The 17,323-nt window shown below is 68.5% G+C and carries 17 protein-coding genes and 1 pseudogene; 11 read left to right on the top strand and 7 right to left on the bottom strand.

The window, feature by feature from the left end:
- Positions 1-111: 111 nt before the first annotated feature.
- Positions 112-657: a hypothetical protein gene (locus R2B38_RS46405; protein WP_318022232.1), complete on the bottom strand. Its 546-nt coding sequence runs from the start codon at positions 655-657 to the stop codon at positions 112-114.
- A gap of 108 nt (positions 658-765) precedes the next feature.
- Between R2B38_RS46405 and R2B38_RS46400 the strand changes: the two genes are divergently transcribed.
- Positions 766-1,149: a hypothetical protein gene (locus R2B38_RS46400; protein WP_318022231.1), complete on the top strand. Its 384-nt coding sequence runs from the start codon at positions 766-768 to the stop codon at positions 1,147-1,149.
- 19 nt (positions 1,150-1,168) lie between these two features.
- On the opposite strand, the gene R2B38_RS46395 is transcribed toward R2B38_RS46400, so the two are convergent.
- Both R2B38_RS46395 and R2B38_RS46390 read right to left on the bottom strand, forming a co-directional pair.
- The gene (locus R2B38_RS46395) at positions 1,169-1,336 is read right to left on the bottom strand and encodes a hypothetical protein (protein WP_318022230.1); all 168 of its coding nucleotides are present in this window, start codon (positions 1,334-1,336) and stop codon (positions 1,169-1,171) included.
- Between the two features lie 236 nt (positions 1,337-1,572).
- A complete protein-coding gene (locus tag R2B38_RS46390; RefSeq protein ID WP_318022229.1) occupies positions 1,573-2,217 on the bottom strand; it encodes a TetR/AcrR family transcriptional regulator in 645 nt (214 codons plus the stop codon).
- 144 nt (positions 2,218-2,361) lie between these two features.
- Between R2B38_RS46390 and R2B38_RS46385 the strand changes: the two genes are divergently transcribed.
- The 3 genes from R2B38_RS46385 (at position 2,362) to R2B38_RS46375 (ending at position 4,785) form a co-directional block, all read left to right on the top strand.
- Positions 2,362-3,141, top strand: coding sequence for a glucose 1-dehydrogenase (locus R2B38_RS46385; RefSeq protein ID WP_318022228.1), 780 nt, complete (start codon positions 2,362-2,364; stop codon positions 3,139-3,141).
- Positions 3,138-3,614, top strand: a complete 477-nt coding sequence (locus R2B38_RS46380; protein ID WP_318022227.1) for a nitroreductase/quinone reductase family protein — start codon at positions 3,138-3,140, stop codon at positions 3,612-3,614. The genes R2B38_RS46385 and R2B38_RS46380 overlap by 4 nt, the downstream gene beginning before the upstream one ends.
- Before the next feature lie 376 nt (positions 3,615-3,990).
- Complete coding sequence (locus R2B38_RS46375) at positions 3,991-4,785, top strand: SDR family oxidoreductase (protein ID WP_318022226.1); 795 nt, start codon at positions 3,991-3,993, stop codon at positions 4,783-4,785.
- A gap of 30 nt (positions 4,786-4,815) precedes the next feature.
- Here R2B38_RS46375 and R2B38_RS46370 read toward each other — a convergent pair whose 3' ends face one another.
- A complete protein-coding gene (locus R2B38_RS46370) occupies positions 4,816-5,178 on the bottom strand; it encodes a hypothetical protein (protein ID WP_318022225.1) in 363 nt (120 codons plus the stop codon).
- Positions 5,179-5,458: 280 nt separating this feature from the next.
- On the opposite strand from R2B38_RS46370, the gene R2B38_RS46365 reads away from it, so the two are divergent.
- Complete coding sequence (locus tag R2B38_RS46365) at positions 5,459-6,196, top strand: dienelactone hydrolase family protein (protein WP_318022224.1); 738 nt, start codon at positions 5,459-5,461, stop codon at positions 6,194-6,196.
- A gap of 211 nt (positions 6,197-6,407) precedes the next feature.
- Here the strand turns inward: R2B38_RS46365 and R2B38_RS46360 are convergent, their stop codons facing one another.
- Genes R2B38_RS46360 through R2B38_RS46350 form a run of 3 tightly spaced genes read right to left on the bottom strand, consistent with a single transcriptional unit; the run spans position 6,408 to position 8,523 of the window.
- Positions 6,408-6,701 carry a DUF1330 domain-containing protein gene (locus tag R2B38_RS46360; protein ID WP_318022223.1) on the bottom strand — a complete coding sequence of 98 codons (294 nt, stop codon included), beginning with the start codon at positions 6,699-6,701 and terminating at the stop codon, positions 6,408-6,410.
- A 32-nt stretch (positions 6,702-6,733) separates the two neighbouring features.
- Positions 6,734-8,134, bottom strand: coding sequence for an MFS transporter (locus R2B38_RS46355; RefSeq protein ID WP_318022222.1), 1,401 nt, complete (start codon positions 8,132-8,134; stop codon positions 6,734-6,736).
- A gap of 26 nt (positions 8,135-8,160) precedes the next feature.
- The gene (locus R2B38_RS46350; RefSeq protein WP_318023072.1) at positions 8,161-8,523 is read right to left on the bottom strand and encodes a MarR family winged helix-turn-helix transcriptional regulator; all 363 of its coding nucleotides are present in this window, start codon (positions 8,521-8,523) and stop codon (positions 8,161-8,163) included.
- 441 nt (positions 8,524-8,964) lie between these two features.
- Here R2B38_RS46350 and R2B38_RS46345 point away from each other — a divergent pair, with 441 nt between their 5' ends.
- The 6 genes and pseudogenes from R2B38_RS46345 (at position 8,965) to R2B38_RS46320 (ending at position 16,813) form a co-directional block, all read left to right on the top strand.
- Positions 8,965-9,171 (top strand): hypothetical protein, encoded by a 207-nt coding sequence (locus R2B38_RS46345; protein WP_318022221.1) that lies wholly within the window; start codon positions 8,965-8,967, stop codon positions 9,169-9,171.
- 609 nt (positions 9,172-9,780) lie between these two features.
- Positions 9,781-10,824 (top strand): annotated as a pseudogene (locus R2B38_RS46340) (transposase).
- A gap of 30 nt (positions 10,825-10,854) precedes the next feature.
- On the top strand, positions 10,855-11,655 hold the full coding sequence (locus R2B38_RS46335) for an alpha/beta hydrolase (protein WP_318022220.1): 801 nt from the start codon (positions 10,855-10,857) through the stop codon (positions 11,653-11,655).
- 1,117 nt (positions 11,656-12,772) lie between these two features.
- Complete coding sequence (locus R2B38_RS46330) at positions 12,773-14,182, top strand: diacylglycerol/lipid kinase family protein (protein ID WP_318022219.1); 1,410 nt, start codon at positions 12,773-12,775, stop codon at positions 14,180-14,182.
- Positions 14,175-14,801 carry a phosphatase PAP2 family protein gene (locus R2B38_RS46325; RefSeq protein WP_318022218.1) on the top strand — a complete coding sequence of 209 codons (627 nt, stop codon included), beginning with the start codon at positions 14,175-14,177 and terminating at the stop codon, positions 14,799-14,801. Before R2B38_RS46330 ends, R2B38_RS46325 begins: the two co-directional genes overlap by 8 nt.
- Before the next feature lie 1,187 nt (positions 14,802-15,988).
- A complete protein-coding gene (locus R2B38_RS46320) occupies positions 15,989-16,813 on the top strand; it encodes an SDR family oxidoreductase (protein WP_318022217.1) in 825 nt (274 codons plus the stop codon).
- The last annotated feature ends 510 nt before the right edge of the window (positions 16,814-17,323 follow it).

Raw genomic sequence — 17,323 nt, 5'->3', positions numbered from 1 at the left:
CACTCTGTGACGGAGTAAAGGATCAGACGAAGGCCGCCTTCGTGTCCGCTGAACTGCGAAAACGCTGATCAAGTTCGACCTGCGTTCGACGCCGGACCGTAAATGACAAGCTCAGCAGTTCTTGACCCAGTGGACCCAGTACCAGGGTGCATCGGCGTCATCGCTGTAGGCGCCGCCGTCATGCCAGCGTGAGACGCCGCTGTCGTCCAGGAAGTTGGCGACGGTCCCGATGGTCTGGTTGTTGATCCACGATCCGTTGGCTGTCCACGGAATTCGGTAACGGGCGCAGTTGTACATGGGGATCGAAGTACCGGTGAAATTCCCACCGGCGTAGGCACAGAAGTAGCCGTCTGTGACACCTGGCCAGCAGTGGTCGACCAGCGCCCCCTTGGTCATGTCGCGGGGGTGAGCCTCGCCGGGGAGAGCCACGAACATGAGGTTCTTGCCGCCCAGGTCGATCACGTTGGCGGCCACTTGCTTTCCGCCCATCTGGGCGAGATACCGGTCCACTTCGTTCTGGAGTGCCGAAGTCTGAGAGGCGGTGAGTCCCGCCTGCTTGGCCTGGGAGGCGTAGGGACTGGTGGCGCCTTCAGCACCGGCTGATGCGACGCCGGCGCTGAAGGTCAGCGCCAGCGCGGCCACGGCAACCGCGAACATCGCCCTGACCTTCGTCAATCTGCTTCGCACGAGTACCCCTTATCTGGTGCGTACCAAGGATCGCTGCTCGGCTGGGATTGCTGGACGCCTCAACTTAGGTGTCGCCGAATGGCGGGCGCCAAGGATTCGAACACCGTCGCAGCGTGTTTGATGGTGCAGCGACCGAGAGGGGCCATGGTGGGACGAGAGCGCGTGAAGAAGAGACGGCCTCCCTTCGGCATGCCGAAAAGCATCGCCCTGCTGGCGACGCCGGAAGGCTGGCGCCACAGTGTCCTCACAGAAGAAGGCGGGATGCTTTGCGGTCGTCTTGCCGACGTGCAGGCCAACACTGACCCAGCCGAGGCACAGGCCGCCGCGGCAGCCATGGTGGTGGGACTCGCGTACGAATTCCACGAAGCGCGCGTCGACGTGACCTGGGATCCGCCCCAGAAACCCGGGTCATGGACAGCCCAGGTCACCGTTGCCGCGTCCCCGCCGAACGCCTTTGGTTAAACGACGAGCTAAAGGCTTGTCACGCAGCCTTGGCCGGGTAGTCGGTCCCGGCGCGGATCTGTGAGTCGGCGCCGAACTTGGCCTTCGGTTCGGATCGGGCCTTGCGCCGGCGCACGCGGGTGCCGATGGCGGCGTTCTGTTCGCCGTGGCCGCGGTGGTCGGTGCCGTTGAGGGCGAAGCGGCGCAAGGCGGCGAACTCGGACTCGATCCAGTTCGGCCAGGGCCCGCAAGTCGGCGGGAAGACCGGTTCGACGCTGTTGGGCCGCGGCCCAGGCCCGGACGCCGGGATGCTTGTGCGGGGGAGAGGCTGTCCAGCACGACGTGCGGCTTCTTCCCGGGCCAGCGGGTGCGCAGGGTCTTGAGCAGCGACAAGAGCTCGCGCCATCGTTTGCGGTGGCGGATGCGGTAGTGCATCGGCCGGACTCAGTCGTCGGTGGACGCCCCTGGTCCGGTCACGGCGTACCGGGCGGCGATGGTGCGGACGGACTCGTCGACCACCTGGGCGACGCGTTCGGCGCTCACCTTCCAGCCCGGCACCAGGAGTGTCGGCCAGAAGACGTAGTTGGAGATCATGCCCAGGAACTGGGTGGCTGCGAGGTCCACGTCCTCGACCCGCACCGTTCCCGCCTCGTGCTCAGCCAGGAGGTAGCTGCGCACGGACTCGAAGTAGGGCATCTTCCCGTGCGCGAACTGCGCATGGGCCAGCTCGGGGAACCGCGGCAGCTCGGCGATGACGATCCTGAACAGGTCGGTCATCTGGGCACGGCCCAGCAGCTCGGCGTAACGGCGGCCGATGATGCCGAGTCCGTCGACGACGTTGCCTGCCGGCGGAGGGTCCTCCTCGTCGGCGGTCGACCAGGACTCGGTCACGATGGCGTCGAACAGGGCGGCTTTGCTCGGGAACTGCTTGAACAAGGTGGCCCGCGAAACGCCCGAGCACTCCGCGATCCGCGCCAGCGACGTCCGGTCGTAGCCCAACTCGAGAAACAGTGCGGTCGCGGCCGCCACGATCAGCGCGCGCTTCTCCTGGGCGACCCGCTGGTGATACGTCGTCACGACCCTGCTCATGGGCCGAGCATACGAGGTGAGTGGCTTGACTCGCTACTGCCGTCGACCTAGTGTCGCGGCGATGGTGAGTCGCTCGGCTCACCACTGGCCGCCGTTCATCACTGGTGATCCCGGTCATTCACCCACGTATCGAAGGAACATCTGATGCCGCGCTTCGACAACCAGACCGTGCTCGTGACCGGTGGGACCGGCGGCCAGGGCTCGAGCCATGTGCGCGCCTTTCACGTGGAGGGAGCGAACGTGGTGATCGGCGGCATCGACGCGGAACGCGGCGCCGCTCTCGCCGACGAGCTCGGCACCCGCGCTCGCTTCGTCCGCCTCGACGTCACCGACGAGAGCTCGTGGTCCGCCGCTGTGCTGGCCGCCGAGAGCGCCTTCGGCGCCCTGAACGTGCTCGTCAACAACGCGGGCGTGCAGAATCCGCCCGCGACGATCGAAAACACGGATCAGGCCACGTGGTCGCGCATCCTCGACGTCAACCTCACCGGGACCTTCCTCGGCATCAAGGCCGCAGCCCCCGCTCTGCGCCGCGCGGCAGGGGGAGCCATCGTCAACATCGCCTCGACCATGGGCCTGGGCGGCACGGCGTATTACGCGCCGTACGTCGCCAGCAAGTGGGCCGTGCGAGGTCTCACGCAAACGGCGGCGCTCGAACTCGGCCGCGACCAGATCCGGGTGAACACCATCCACCCCGGCGTGATAGCGACCCCTTTCATCCACGAACCAGCAGCCGGCGCCACCACGGCGATTGCCGACTTCTACTCACCCGAGCCGTTCGCCGTCCCCCGCCTCGGAGAGCCGACCGACGTCACCCGGCTCCTCCTGTTCCTCACGTCATCGGACGCGTCGTTCATCACGGGTTCGGAGTACGTCATCGACGGTGGACTCCTCCTCGGCCCCGCCCTTCAGGCCGAGACCGCGTGAGCACTCCCGACACGACCGGGTCGAACGACTTCGCACGGGACGCGTCTTTGTCCCACCTGCCCGACCGCATCCGGCGAGCCATCGAGATCACCCCCGCCGCGGGTACCGGAGAACGGATCATCGACATCACGACGCTGGGGCGCCGTACCGGCCGAGCGCGCCGCATCGAGATCTTCTTCTACCGCGCCGCGGGCACCACTTACCTGTGCAGCGGCGCCGGCGGTGCCGCGACCGACTGGCATGCGAACCTTCTCGCCCAGCCCAACTTCACCTTTCACCTCAAGAACGGGATCCGTGCGGATCTGCCCGCACAGGCCACGCCTGTCACCGACCCAGCCGAACGGCGGGCCGTGCTGGCGGAGATCGTGGCGGATCTCAATCAGCCCCACGACCCCGGCACCATCCGGCCGACCCGGCTCGAAGACTGGGCCGACAGTCGGCTGATGCGCATCGACTTCGGCCATCGGCCGTGATCGCGGATCCTGGTCTGCCGCGAAAGTTGATCTTGATCGTTGATGATCACGTCCTGTGGGACGTGGGGATCTGACGAACGGCCAGTGGGCCCGACTTGAGCCGCTGTTGCCGCGAGGCATCGCGTCGGGCCGTCCGCCGGATGGGGCTCGCGATCATCGCCCTGGCGAGGGCCAAGGACCGCTGACTCGCCATCACAAGCAGGTGTTCGTTCGGATCCCTGCGTGGTGACCGGCTCGGCGGGCGCGTCGTACGGGCGAAGGCAGAGGCTGATCCGCTTGCTTGAAGTGCACTTCAAGGCCATAGCGTCGAGACAGCTGAACCGAACACCCGACGCGTCGACGCAGTATTCCGCACGACCAACGAGAAAGACGGCAAGTGGTAGACAACCAATTCACAACGCATGCAGAACTCTTCGATCTGCGAGGAAAGCGCGCGCTCGTCACCGGTGGCACCAGAGGCATCGGGATGATGATCGCGCGTGGCCTTCTCCAGGCAGGCGTCCACGTGGTCATCAGCTCACGCAACGCAGAAGCGTGTGCTCAGGCGCAGGAGCAGCTGTCCGCATTCGGTGAGGTGCGGGCCATCCCCGCCGACCTGTCCCGCCACGACGAGTGCCGGCGCCTGTCCGACCTCGTCACCGCCGACTCGGAACGTCTCGACATCCTCGTCAACAACGCGGGCGCCCTGTGGGACGAGCCGCTGGAAACGTTCCCGGACGAGGCCTGGGACACGGTCGTCGACCTCAACCTGAAGTCGCCGTTCTGGCTGGTCCAGGCGCTGCTGCCCGCACTTCGCAAGGCGGGCACCGCCGACGATCCCGCGCGGATCATCAACATCGGCAGCATCGCCGCCATCCACATCCCCCAGCGGCCCAACTACTCGTACTCCAGCAGCAAGGCCGCACTGCATCAACTCACCAGGGTGCTCGCCAAGGAACTGGGACCGCAGCACGTCACCGTGAACGCCGTGGCGCCGGGACCGTTCCCGTCGGCGATGATGGCCGCCACCCTCGACGAGCTCGGCGAGGCGATCGCGGCGTCGGCCCCACTACGCCGGATCGGCCGCGACGACGACATGGCGGGCGTCGCCGTGTTCCTCGCCAGCCGGGCAGGCGCATACCTCACGGGCACCGTGATCCCCGTCGACGGCGGCATCGCCACAACCGCGTAGGCCGACCAAGGGTGTGGCAGAAGGCCGCGATCAGCGCATCTTCCTTGTATGCGTGGGGTATTGAGGGCTGATCCGTTGCGGGCGGGGACGTTCACGAGGCTGCGGATGAAGCAGTTCGAGCGGTAGCTGAAGGTGGTGCGGGAGCGTGGCGGTGACAGGCCGCGCATTGGTCCGGTCGGCGACCGAGGCCCCGTCGGCCCTCATCCCACCGTCCAGCGGCCCACCAGAAGCGGCAAATGTCCACGCGGGCTGACCGTCACGCATGCGCTCCGCGTCGACCCGGATCATGGCGCCGACCCTCTGCTCGCCAAGCCACTCCAGGACGGACGGCGTCACGTCCTCGACGCCGCTGTCCAGGTCCATCCTGGGCAGCGGCGTCATCCCCTTGACCATGGCCACAACCCTGCTCAGCACTTGATCGGGTCGCGTCACGCACTTTCAAGATGGCTCGGACCATAAAGAACAAGCTGAGAACCCATCGTCAATCCGGTGAGAGGTCTGAACGGGATACGGGTCAACGGGGCAACGGGATGGATAGTTGCCGTGGGGTCGAGGTGTGTGGTGGTTCTTGTGAGCCCTCGTCATACTTCAATTTCAGAGGGATGTTCGTGTTGCTCTGCCAGTGGCAGAACAGGGGCCGGACCGGGCTCGACGATCACTACAGTCCCGTCTCGTGACGGCGATGACGACGCGTACGGTCGAGTATCCGGCCGACGGTTTGACGATGGTCGGGCACCTCGCGCTCCCGGCGGGTGTCGGCCGCCGGCCCGCGGTGCTGCTCGGACCGGAGGGTATGGGGCTCAGCGATGTCGAGCGCCGCCGGGCGGATGCTCTCGCCGAGCTGGGATATGTGGTGCTGGCCTTCGATCTGCACGGCGGGCGCTATGTGAGCGATCCCGAGGAGATGCTGGCCCGTTGCGTGCCTCTGCTAGCTGATCCCGACCGGATGCGGCGTATCGGCCACGCGGCACTGGGCGTGTTGCGTACCGAACCGCGGACCGACCCGGGCCGGATCGCCGCCGTCGGCTACGGCACCGGGGGCGCCGTCGTGCTGGAACTCGGGCGCGACGGCGTCAGCCTGCGTGCGATCGGGACAGTCAACGCGACGACCACGGGCCGGCCGGGCGAGGCAGCGCGCATCCGTTGCCCGGTGTGGGCGGGGGTCGGGTCGGAAGACCCGGTCATGCCGCCCGCGCAACGCGAGGCGTTCACCGCTGAGATGCAGGCCGCGGGCGTCGACTGGCGCCTCACGGTCTACGGCGGAGCCTTGCACGCCTTCCACCACCCGACGGTCGACCACCCCGTGGTCCCCGGTGTCGGCTACCACCCGCGGCACGCGCAGCGAGCCTGGCGCGACGTCGTCGACCTGCTCACCGAGTGCCTGCCCCTGACGGACGATCCGGGGGCATGACCTGGGCAGACATACTGGCACCAGGCTTGGCCGGCGTCAGCTCCGCGCCGTGCTCGTCCTGGCGAACCTCGAACTCGACCGCTGTCAGACGATCAAGACCCAAGACAGCAGCCCACGACCAGCACGAGCACCCCCGAACCCGCCACACCGGCAGCCGCACCAGCGAAAACCAAGATGGCGGATCTTCAGTGAAGATCCGACTGGACCTCGGTCAGTCGATGCCTTCGATGATGCGGAAGTCGCGCTCGACGCCGTCGGCGAGTGCGGCCAACGCCTCCTGGTAGGCCGGACTCTCACGCGCCGCGACGGCCTGTTCGAAGCTGTCGAACTCGATCAGGATGGTGCGCTCGGCGATTCCGGCGTCATGCGCCACGACCCGTCCGCCACGGGAGATGACCCGGCCGCCCCCTGCCTGGACGGCCGCAGGGGCCAACTCGTTGTACGCGGCCAGCTTCTCAGGGTCTGAAATGGTGCGGTAGACGCTGACCCAGTAGCCCTTGGGCATGGAACCTCCAGTGTTGGACGAGTGCATCTGACTTATGAGTTGGTCTCGGACGGGCGTCGGCGGGCGAGAACGAGGCTTGTCAGCGTCGTGATCGCCATGGCGCCGATGCCGACCAGCGCCGCGGTGGTGTAGGCGCTGTCGTCGGGGAAGAGGCGGCCGGGGCCGGTGCCCGCGGCGAGGATCAGGCCACCGATGGCGCTGCCCAGGGAGTACCCGACGCTGCGGACGACGTAGTTGAGGCTCATGGCGCTCGACGTCTCGCTCTTGGGGGTGACGGCCAGGATGACGCCGGGCATGGCGGCCGAGAAGCTGCCGACGCCGAAGCCGAGTACCCCCATGGCCGCGAGCAGTTCGGCCAGGTTGGACCGGGCGGTGGCGAACAGGACGAACCCGCCGCCGACGATGGCGGCGCTGCCGGCCAGGAGCAGGGGGCCGTCGATCCGTTCGCGGACCCGCGGCGTGAGTTTGCCGGCGACGAACCCCAGCACGGAGAACGGGATGAGGACCAGCCCCGCCACGAAGGTGGTCAGTCCGAAGCCGTAGCCGGCGCTGTGCGGTGTCTGCGCGTAGCGGGTGATGAGCGTGAGCAGGAGATACATGCCGCTCCCGCCGACGAACATGGCGATGTTCGCCCCGGCGACCGCCGGGTGCCGTACCGCCCGGACGTCGACCAGGGGCGTCGTCGTTCGCAGTTCGGAAACGGTCCAGACGCAGAGCAGGAGTATGGCGGCGACGGCAAGGATGACCGCCACGGCGAGGTGCCGGCTCCACAGGCTCCTCTCGCCGGCCAGGAACAGGACGAGGAGCAGTCCACCCGCCAGGAGGAGCGCACCGGCCACGTTCACGTGAGCGGAGCGGCCTTCGGGAGCTGCGGGCATGGAGCGCCACGCGGTCACGAAGGCGATGGCGGTGACGAGCAGGCCGAGGCCGTAGGCGGCCCGCAGTCCGCCGAACTCGGCGAGCAGCGCGGCCAGCGGGTAGCCGACGCCGGCTCCGATGATGGAGACCACCGAGATCAGGGCGATCGTGGCCGCGCTGCGCTCCTCGGGAAGATGGTCGCGGGCCACGCCCATCATCAGCGCCGTGAGACCGAGTCCGGCGCCTTGGGCCGCTCTGCCCACGAGCAGCCAGGCGAACGGCAGCGGCAGCACGGTGAGCGCGCTGCCGACGACGACGATCGCCAGCGTGGCGAGAATCGTGGCCCGCCGGTGCGGACCTGCTCCGAGCCGGCCGAGGACGGGTGTGGCGACGGCGCCGCTGAGCAGAGCGATGGTCAGCGTCCACTGCGCGTTGTCGAGGGAGACGTGGAACGTGGTCGCCACGCTGGTGATGAGCGGCGTCCCGAGGCTGGCGACCGCCGCCACGACCAGGGCGATGAACATCAGGGCGGGGACCAGCGGACGTGCCTCGGGACGTATCAGGGCAGTGCTCATGGGCTGGTCATGAGCCTGGGCCGCGGTCACCGGTCCGACTCCTCTCGGGCGTGGCTTTCCAGCTCCGCCAGATGCTGCAGCGCCGGAAGGGCTGCTGCCAAGGCCTCGACCTCGTCACCGGTGAGTTTCCCGATCAACCGCGCGTACGCGTCGACGCCCGCCTGGCGTCGCGTCCGGACGTACGACGCTCCGGCCTCGGTCAGGCACACCAGCGTGACCCGCTTGTCGGACGGATCGCCTTTCCGTTCGACCAGTCCGGATTCCTCCATCACCCGGACCAGGACGGTCATCGCGGGCTGGGTGACGCCCTCGGCCACCGCCAGATCGGTGATGCGTCGCGGGCCGGTCTTGTCCAGGGTGGCCAAGGTGGCGGCGGACGTCAGGCTCATGTCGCGGGGAAGACGTCTCACGGCCCTGGTGGCCAGACCGTAGAGGGCTGACCCGATGGCATCGGAAGCGCCGTGCGCGGCGTCTCGGCGACTCACGCCTGAAGCATAGCGGCTTTACATGAATCCTTTATGCATCTCCGGATCTGACGTGCGGCAGCGAGTCGCGCACCGCGGCTTTGAACACGGTGCACATGTCGATCGCGACCACCTGGACCCGGCCCGCCACTGGCGACTCTGGGCGCCGATCCACACCGACACACTCACCGCGGTGCGGCCCTCGACCTGCCCCAGCAGCCCGGCACCGCCGACCGGGCGTGGCTGTCGCTCGTCGCCGCACTGACCGACGCTGTCGTCGACGTCTATGGCGAATGGGCCCGCGACCTCGTAAGCGTCCGCCTGGCCGGAGTCCCCGCAGGCCGTTTCGCGCAGGGTGGCAAGGCCGTGGACACAAACGCCTCGGTGATTTTGGGCGTCCGCGCCGGCGTCTTCGACCGCCCCGACGCCGCCCAGATCACCGCCCGCCTCGGCACCGCGCTCACCGACGCGATCACCCGCGTCGTCGGCGACGACCTCCGCGCCGGCACCATGGTCGAACTCGTGGCGTCACCGCCAGAACGTACTTTCGTCGGCGGCACCCTCACCGTGTGACCCCCCATCTGGGCCACCTCACGACCCGGCTGTACTCAGGCTCAGCAGCGGTAGTAGGGGTGGAACGGACTCCACCGTGATTCCGGGTCGGCTTCACCGGGCCCCCATCCAGCACCCCCGAGTACGCTCAACCGCGCGACTGGGTTCGCTGAGACAGAAGCCCGAACGACTCGGTTCGTTGAGAAAACGACTCGATTGAGTGAGACGGGACATGAGGGTTCAGGGATGGCCGGCCCGAAAAGACGCATTGGTGATCCGTAGGGACTGTCGGCCGAGGAAGGTAGACACCGGCGGCCACGCCAGTGCCGCCGAGGACCTGGAAGAGCCTTATCACTCTGAGAGCAACGGACCTGCCGGAGGGCTGCCGTAGATATGGGTGACCTGTTCCGCTGCGGACTCATCGCCTTCGCGTAGAAGCGGGACGCCGCCCTTTCGTAGTCGGTGGCAATGACAGTTCCTGCGCATGGCAGAGCAATGCTCATTACCTGTGGATCGGCTCGGGAGGGCACACGCGAAGGGCATACCTTCCCGAGTGATCGAGTGATCGAGTGATCGATTGACTGGTGTCGAGTAGGCCCGCGTTGCCGTGCCGGTCAGGAAGGCCCGCTCGTGCTCAGCGTGGTGAACGCCGACGGCGCCACCGCCGGCGGCTCCTTTCTGATCGACGAGATCATCCGAGAGGGCGCGAGGCGGATGCCGGCCGCCGCGCTTGAGGCCGAAGTCAACGCCTACATAGCCGAGTTGGCCGATCAGCGAGACGGGAAGGGCCACCGCCTCGTCGTGCGCAACGGCCGCACAAGCGGTTCTCCTCGGCGATCCTGCCGCCGTGGTGCCGCAAGTCCCCGAAGACCGGTGAGGTGCTGCGGCTGCCTACCTGCACGGCCTGTCCTCCGGCGACTTCGTGCCCGCCCTGGAGCAGTTCCTCGGCAATTCGGCCGGGCTCTTCCCGGCCACGGTCACCCGGCTGACCCAGCAGTGGTGCTCATCGGGGTCCGCGCCGACGGCTCCAAGGAACTGGTCGCGCTCAAGGACGGTTACCGCGAGTCAGGCGAGTCCTGGGCCGACCTGATGCGCGACTGCGCCTGCCGGGGCATGCGCGCCACCGTCCTCGCGGTCGGGGACGGCGCCCTGGGCTTCTGGAAGGCCCTGGCCGAGGTGTTCCCGGAATCCCGCGAGCAGAGGAGCTGGTTTCACAAAACCGCAAATGTGCTCGACGCCATGCCGAAGTCCGCGCAGCCCGGCGCGAAGAAAGTCATCCATGACATCTGCAACGCCGAGGACAAGCAGCACGCGCAGGCAGCGATCAAGACGTTCGCCCAGCTCTACGGCGTGAAGTGCGCCAAGGCCGTCAAGAGGATCACCGACGACGAGGCCGAGTTGCTGGCGTTCCTCGACCTCCCCGCCGAGCACGGGATCCACCTGCGCACCACCAACCTGATCGAGTCCACCTTCTCCGCTGTCCGCCTGCGCACCGAGGTCACCCGCGAGGCCGGCTCCCGCACCGCCGCCCTGGCGATGGCCTTCAGACTCGTCGAGTCCGCCCAGCAACGGTGGCGAGCCGTGCACGCACCCCACCTCGTCGCCCTCGTTCGTGCCGGAGCCCGCTTCGAACGCGGCCAACTTGTCGAACGCCCCGAGGCGGTTGCGGCATGATCAAGGCCAGCCGATTCCCTGGGGGCCGACGTGGCGTGGTCGGAACACGTGCTGGTGCGAGACGGTGTCCGGCTTGTCTGCCGGGACTGGGGCGGGCCTGGACGGCCCATCGTGTTGCTGCACGGCCTGGCCGGTCACGTGGGTGAATGGGACGTGCTGGCACGGAGCTTGAGCTCCAGGTATCGGGTGGTCGCGGTCGACCAGCGCGGGCACGGCGCCAGCGAGCGCCACCCACAGGACGTCTCCCGCGCTGCCTACGTCGCCGACGTCACCGCCGTCGTCGATCAGCTGGCGCTGCAGCGGCCCGTCCTGGTCGGCCAGTCGCTGGGCGGGCACACAGCCATGCTCACCGCCGCTGCACATCCCGGACAGGTCCGTGCGCTCGTGCTCGTCGAGGCCGGGCCCGGCGGTCCGAACCCGAACAGCCCCGTGGACATCGGCGTATGGCTCGACTCATGGCCGACCCCGTTTCCCTCACGCGAAGCGGCAGCCGCGTTCCTCGGCGGTGGACCGGTCGGCGCAGGCTGGGCGGCCGGACTGGAGGAACACGAGGGCGGATGGTGCCCTCGCTTCGACCGGGACGTGATGGTTCGCTCGCTGGCGGAGAACGCCCAGCGTTCCTTCTGGCACGAGTGGGGGCAGGTCGCGTGCCCCACCCTGGTCGTCCTGGCCCAATCCGGCTTCATCCCTGCGCACGAAGCCGAGGAGATGCTCCGCCAGCGACCTGCCACCATGGCCATGAGCATGCCCGGCACCGGCCACGACCTGCACCTGGAACAGCCTGAAGCCCTGCACACCGCGCTCTCGGACTTCATCGAGGGCCTCGCCTGAGAAACCCACCACCGTGGTCATAGCGACACCAAAGTCCGACTCCGCAGATAGCCGCCGATCCACAGGTCTTGACGATTACTCCGCATAGCAGCAGGCCGACCCCACCAAGATGAAGAAGACGGCACCGGCCGTACTGGGAGGAGTGCTTGGTGGAGCGGAGCCGGCAAGATCCGCGATGGACGGCACGCTGATCATCGGGAGGCAGAGCGGTCGACCGGTCAATGCTGTGAGCGAGGCTGGGACCGTGGGGAACACGGTCTTTACGCGCGGCTTTGGGCCGGCAGTTTAGGAAGCTGCCGGCACGGGCGAACCGTTAGGGTCCGGTCTCGGCGGGCTCTCGAGCGGATCGGTGAGTACCTTGTCGAAGCTCTGCGGGTGCTCGCGGCGGCCGGGGGCGGATCCGGCCCGGTGTGGCACAGGCCCTCCCGCTGGCCGAGGCGTCGAAGGCACATCACCTGCTGGAGACCGGCACGGGTCGAGGCAAGATCCTTCTCCCGCGCCTGACCACACGTGGACCGTTTGGCGAGAGCAGAGACCGACGGATTCACGGTTCGGCACGTGCAGGAGCCGTAGGCGATGGTGGGGTTGCTGAACCCGGGCTGCATGGCGTCGCCGGGGCACGGAGACCTCGTATCCGCTCGATCCGGCAGGGCGGAGCGTCGGATCCGCTGTCCGCCAGGGTCGGCGCGGTGCGGCCTGTACTCTTGATCCACTTTGCCTGGCATGTCGTCGAGGCTCGGTTGATCACCGACGGGCGGGAGGAGACGGGGTGGCGGACAGGGACAACGAGGTCGAGTCACGCCGGACTCGCGGTACTGAGGGACACGAGGCCGCCGTTCGAAGGGCTCGTCGTTGAGCGGGCGAGGGATCGCACTCCGGATGCGTCGCGCGGAAGCCGCGTCGTGGACATCGGCAGCCCGACAGTCGCGGACCAGCACGCCCCCGAGACCCGCTTCGCAGCCTGCACACGAGCCGCCGTTCGCGCCCGGTCGAGGACGAGGCGGGGCACACCGCGTAGGTTTCACGGACACCGGCATGAATCGCCGGTGTGACGGACAGACGGAGAACCCGCCGCGCGATCGCGGACGTCCGCTTCACGTATGACGGGGAATCGACATTGAACGAGACCAGAACGACGCGTGAGACGGAACGCCACGGACCCGACGAGGGTCTCGGCTCGGCGCGAGCCCTGGCACGTCTCGCCCTGCTGTGTATCGCGGGAGCGGTGGCCGCGGTGGTGGCCGGCACCAACCATTGGTTCGTCCTGCTGCTGGGCCTGGCGGGTCTCGGACTGGCCGGCGCGGGTTTGTGGTGGGCGTTGGCGCACCGCGGATTCGCCCGGCTCCTCGGTGCCCTTCTGGCGATCACCGCACCCGTCGGCGTCCTGGTGCTGTACGCCGTGTCGGGCCTGTGGTTGGTCGCGGTGATCGCCCTCGCGGCGTGGACGGCCGCGCTCGGCTGCGCGCGGAGTGCCCTGCGCCGGCTGCGCAAGCCGCACGGCATGCACACCCGCACGGTGCGTCCGCCCCGCCGGGCCGTGCTGATCATGAATCCGAAGTCGGGCGGCGGGAAGGTCGTGCAGTACGGACTCGTGGAGCGGGCCGAGGCGCTGGGCGCGCGGGTGATCCTGCTCGACCTCGACGCGGATCCGGATCCGGTGGCACTGGCCCGGCAGGCCGTGGCCGAAGGAGCCGACCTGCTCGGTGTGGCCGGCGGCGACGGGACTCAGGCCCTGGTGGCGGGAGTGGCCGCCGAACACGGACTGCCGTTCATGGTCGTGACAGCCGGCACCCGCAACCACTTCGCCATGGACCTCGGCCTGGACCGGGACGATCCGGTGAGCAGCCTGGACGCGCTCTCGGACGGTGTGGAACTCCGCGTCGACCTCGGGGACATCGCCGGTCGGCCGTTCGTCAACACCGCCTCGTTCGGTACGTACGCGCACATCGTGCAGAACCCCGACTACCGCGACGCCAAAGCGGTCACCGCGCTCGACCAGTTGCCGGACCTGCTGGCGGGCGAGGCGGGCGCCGTACTCAGTGCCCGGACCGACGAAGAGCGGTTGGAGGCCCCGCAGGCGGTGCTGGTCAGCAACAACCCCTACGCACGGGCCGACCCGCTGACCGGTGGCCGCAGGGAGCGGCTCGACACGGGCGAGCTCGGCGTGATCGCGGTCCGGGTCGGGGGCGCCGTACAGGCCGCCGAACTGGCGCTGTTGGGGGAGCGGGCCAGCGGCATGACGGTCCTGACGTCCCGCAGGGTCGTCGTGGAGTCCGACGAGGAGACGATCCCCGTGGCCGTGGATGGTGAGGCACTCGTCCTGCCTCCGCCCGTCGTGTGCTCCATACGGCCCGGCGTGCTGCGGGTCCGTGTGCCACGGGAACGTCCCGGAGCACCGTACGTCGCACCGACCGTCGACTGGTACCGCGTCATGCGCCTCGCCTTCGACCTGTCGCCCCGCGCACGCGAGAGCCACGACCGATCAGCCCCCTCACGCGACAAGAACCAGGAGCAGAGCGATGATTGACCGTCGGACTCGGCAGCAGCAGGCACCGCAGGGCCTGTTGCGCGACCTCGCCAGCCTCGACCAGGCCCTCTACGAGGCCGTGACGGTCACCAGCACACCCGCACTGGACTCGGCGCTGCGCCGACTGTCCGCGGCGGCCGACCACTCCAAGATCTCCCTTCTGATCGCCTCCACCCTGGCCCTGCGCCCCGGCCGCTCCCGCCGCGCCGCGGTGCTCGGCGTGGCAGCGATCGGCGTCGCGTCCACCACGGCCAACCTCCTGGGCAAGCGTCTTGTACGGCGGCACCGCCCGCACCGTGCCGAGGACTCGCCGTTCCCGGGGCGGCACGTTCCGATGCCGGCGTCCGCGTCGTTCCCCTCCGGTCACACGGCGTCCGCCGTCGCGTTCGCCGCGGCGGTCGGGCCCGCGTTCCCGGCCGTCACGGTCCCTCTCGGACTGCTGGCCTGTGCCGTGGGCTACTCGCGTGTTCACACCGGGGTGCACTATCCGGGCGACGTCGTCGCCGGCGCCGTTCTCGGAACGGGCGCGGCCGCGGCCGTCCTGGCGGCGGCCGCACACTGGGACGGCTCCGTCGGCGGCAGAACTGTGCTCCCGACCCGTGGCTCTTCTGCCCGGTGAACGCCCGCCGTCCGGGGGATCACCGTCATGACGAGGTCACTTCTCATGCCGCGAGACCGTGTCCGCACAGGGGGTGTCGACAGGGGAGGAGCTGCGGGCAGCACGGCTCCGAGGCGGATTCCTGGACTGACGGCGTCCGAACGTCTCGTCCCTGATGCGCCGTCTCGACCTGCCGAGGGACACGGAAGTCGCGCGGCCTGTTGGTCGACGGCCGTTTCTGGTACCCGTGCTTCCCCCGGGCCCATCGGCTGGTCCCGCACCAAGTCGTGCTCGCATGGCCGGAGTTGCACGTCAAAGGTCCGCCGGACAACGCCGCCCCACTCGCTCAACCCGGCCACCGGTCCCTCGTGCGACTTCTCAGCCTGCGTCCGGACAGACCTTGGCCATTTCGACTCACGTGACGAACTCTTCGCCCGGCACGGCGGGCCGGGTGTCCAGCGGGACGGTGTAGGTGCGGCCGTCGAACTGGGTGGATGACCACACCGCGTCCGCGAAGTCGTCCGGGGTGACGCCGTACTCGGCCAGGACGACCCTGTCCCACGGGTCACGGGTCCGGAGGCCCGGTCGGCGCGTAATCGACGAGCCGGGACATGCGCCCGACGGTCACGTCGGGCCCGCGACCACCGGCGGAGGCCATCGCGAGTTGGTGAGGTGGGGGGCCGCACTCCAGGGAGGTTGAGGAAACCGCCGTCGACGTCGCTGACCACATCCCACAGCCGCTGAGGGTCCCGGCGCCGAGGACTGTCGTAAGGACGCGGCGTGTGGGCGCCCGAGTCCTGCGTGCCGCGGCGTCCCCCTCGCAGCGGGATTCAACATCCCTCGTGGGGATGGCCGTTGGAGGGATCGGATGGACGTCGGGACGGTACGGGTCGGGTCGGGTCGGGTCGAGTCGCCAGTGGCGGTGGACCGTTCGGGGGCGCGCTGCTGACCCAGATGGGCGCCGAGCGTCCCGAGCGGCGTGAGCTGGAGATGTTTCATGCTTGCGAGGAGGCTCGCGAACACCGCGAGCTGCGGCGCAGTCCGCGTGGTGGCGTCGGATGTCGGCTGATTCTGGAGGTGGGCGGGAGCGGTGTAGTTAATTCGCCCCCGGTTGGTGTGGCGTGCGTTGCGAGTCGAGTGTTGTCTGGTGGATGGAACACCGCGATGTACTGACGGTACGGCTGACGAGTTTCCTTGAGGAGCACACCTTGACGCAGAAGATCTGGTTCATCACCGGTGCCTCACGCGGCTTCGGCAGAGAGTGGGCCGTCGCCGCCCTCGAACGGGGCGATTCGGTTGCCGCGACCGCGCGTGACCTTTCCACGCTGGAGGACCTTCGCGCGGAGCACGGAGAACGGCTGCTGCCCTTGCGCCTCGACGTGACGGACCGTGACGCCGACTTCGCCGCCGTACGACAGGCGCACGAGCGGTTCGGGCGCCTCGATGTGGTGGTGAACAATGCTGGTTACGGCCACTTCGGCATGGTCGAGGAACTCACCGAGTCCGAAGCTCGTGCGCAACTGGAGACCAACCTGTTCGGTGCCCTGTGGATCACGCAGGCGGCGCTGCCGTTCCTGCGCGAGCAGGGCAGCGGCCACATCCTCCAGGTCTCATCCATCGGAGGCATCAGCGCCTTCCCGCTGGTCGGGATCTACCACGCGTCGAAGTGGGCGCTGGAAGGCATGAGCCAGGCGTTGGCCCAGGAAGTGGCGCCGTTCGGCATCAAGGTCACGCTGATCGAGCCCGGTGGGTTCGCCACCGACTGGGCGGGCTCCTCGTCGAGCACCTCCGAGCCGTTGCCCGCGTACGCCGACTTCCACAAGGAAGTGCAGGAGCAGCGCCGCAAGCGCGTCGGCACGCCGGGCGATCCGACCGCGTCCGCCGCTGCCGTGCTGGAGATCGTCGACGCCGACGAGCCGCCGCTGCGCTGCTTCTTCGGCTCGGCGCCGCTGGGCATCGCCAAGGCCGACTATGAGCAGCGTCTCGCGGTGTGGGAGAAGTGGCAGCCTGTGGCAGAGCTGGCGCAGGGCTGAGCCGGGCAGGGAGACCTGGCGAACGGAGGGGACAGCCCTGCGCGCACGATGGATGGGGGCGACTGGAGTGAATCCAGCCGGCCCCTTTCCGGAATGCCACGGTGTGATCGGGAGCGGTGCTTCTGGTCGCGGTCGCATACCTGCTGGTGACAGGTCGGCGATGTGGCGGGGCTGTATGCCGGTCGCCGAGGAGATCTTCTTGAAGTTGTCTACCTGGGGGCGCTGACCTGCGGTGATGCGGTTCAGGTCGTCTCTGGCCTGCGCGGATGACTCTTTCTGTGCCTTTCAGTGGCATGTCGCGGTATACAGCTGATTCTCCCCAGGCGTTCCCCAACGCCGCCCGTACTCCCCAGATTCTCCCCAGAGAGCCGCCCATGGGCGTCCGGGGATGATGCTGCGCCGGTACTCAAGGTGTGATCGGCACCCTTCACCTCGCGTTACCGCCAGGCTCGCGGCGGTCTCTGGTCGTTCGACGGAAAACGGCCAGCCTCATTGCGCGGCAAAGCCGCA

It is taken from the genome of Streptomyces sp. N50 (assembly GCF_033335955.1).
Taxonomy (GTDB): Bacteria; Actinomycetota; Actinomycetes; order Streptomycetales; family Streptomycetaceae; genus Streptomyces.
The sequence above is the reverse complement of the archived record's forward strand: the minus strand, read 5'-3'. Positions and strand labels throughout refer to the sequence as shown.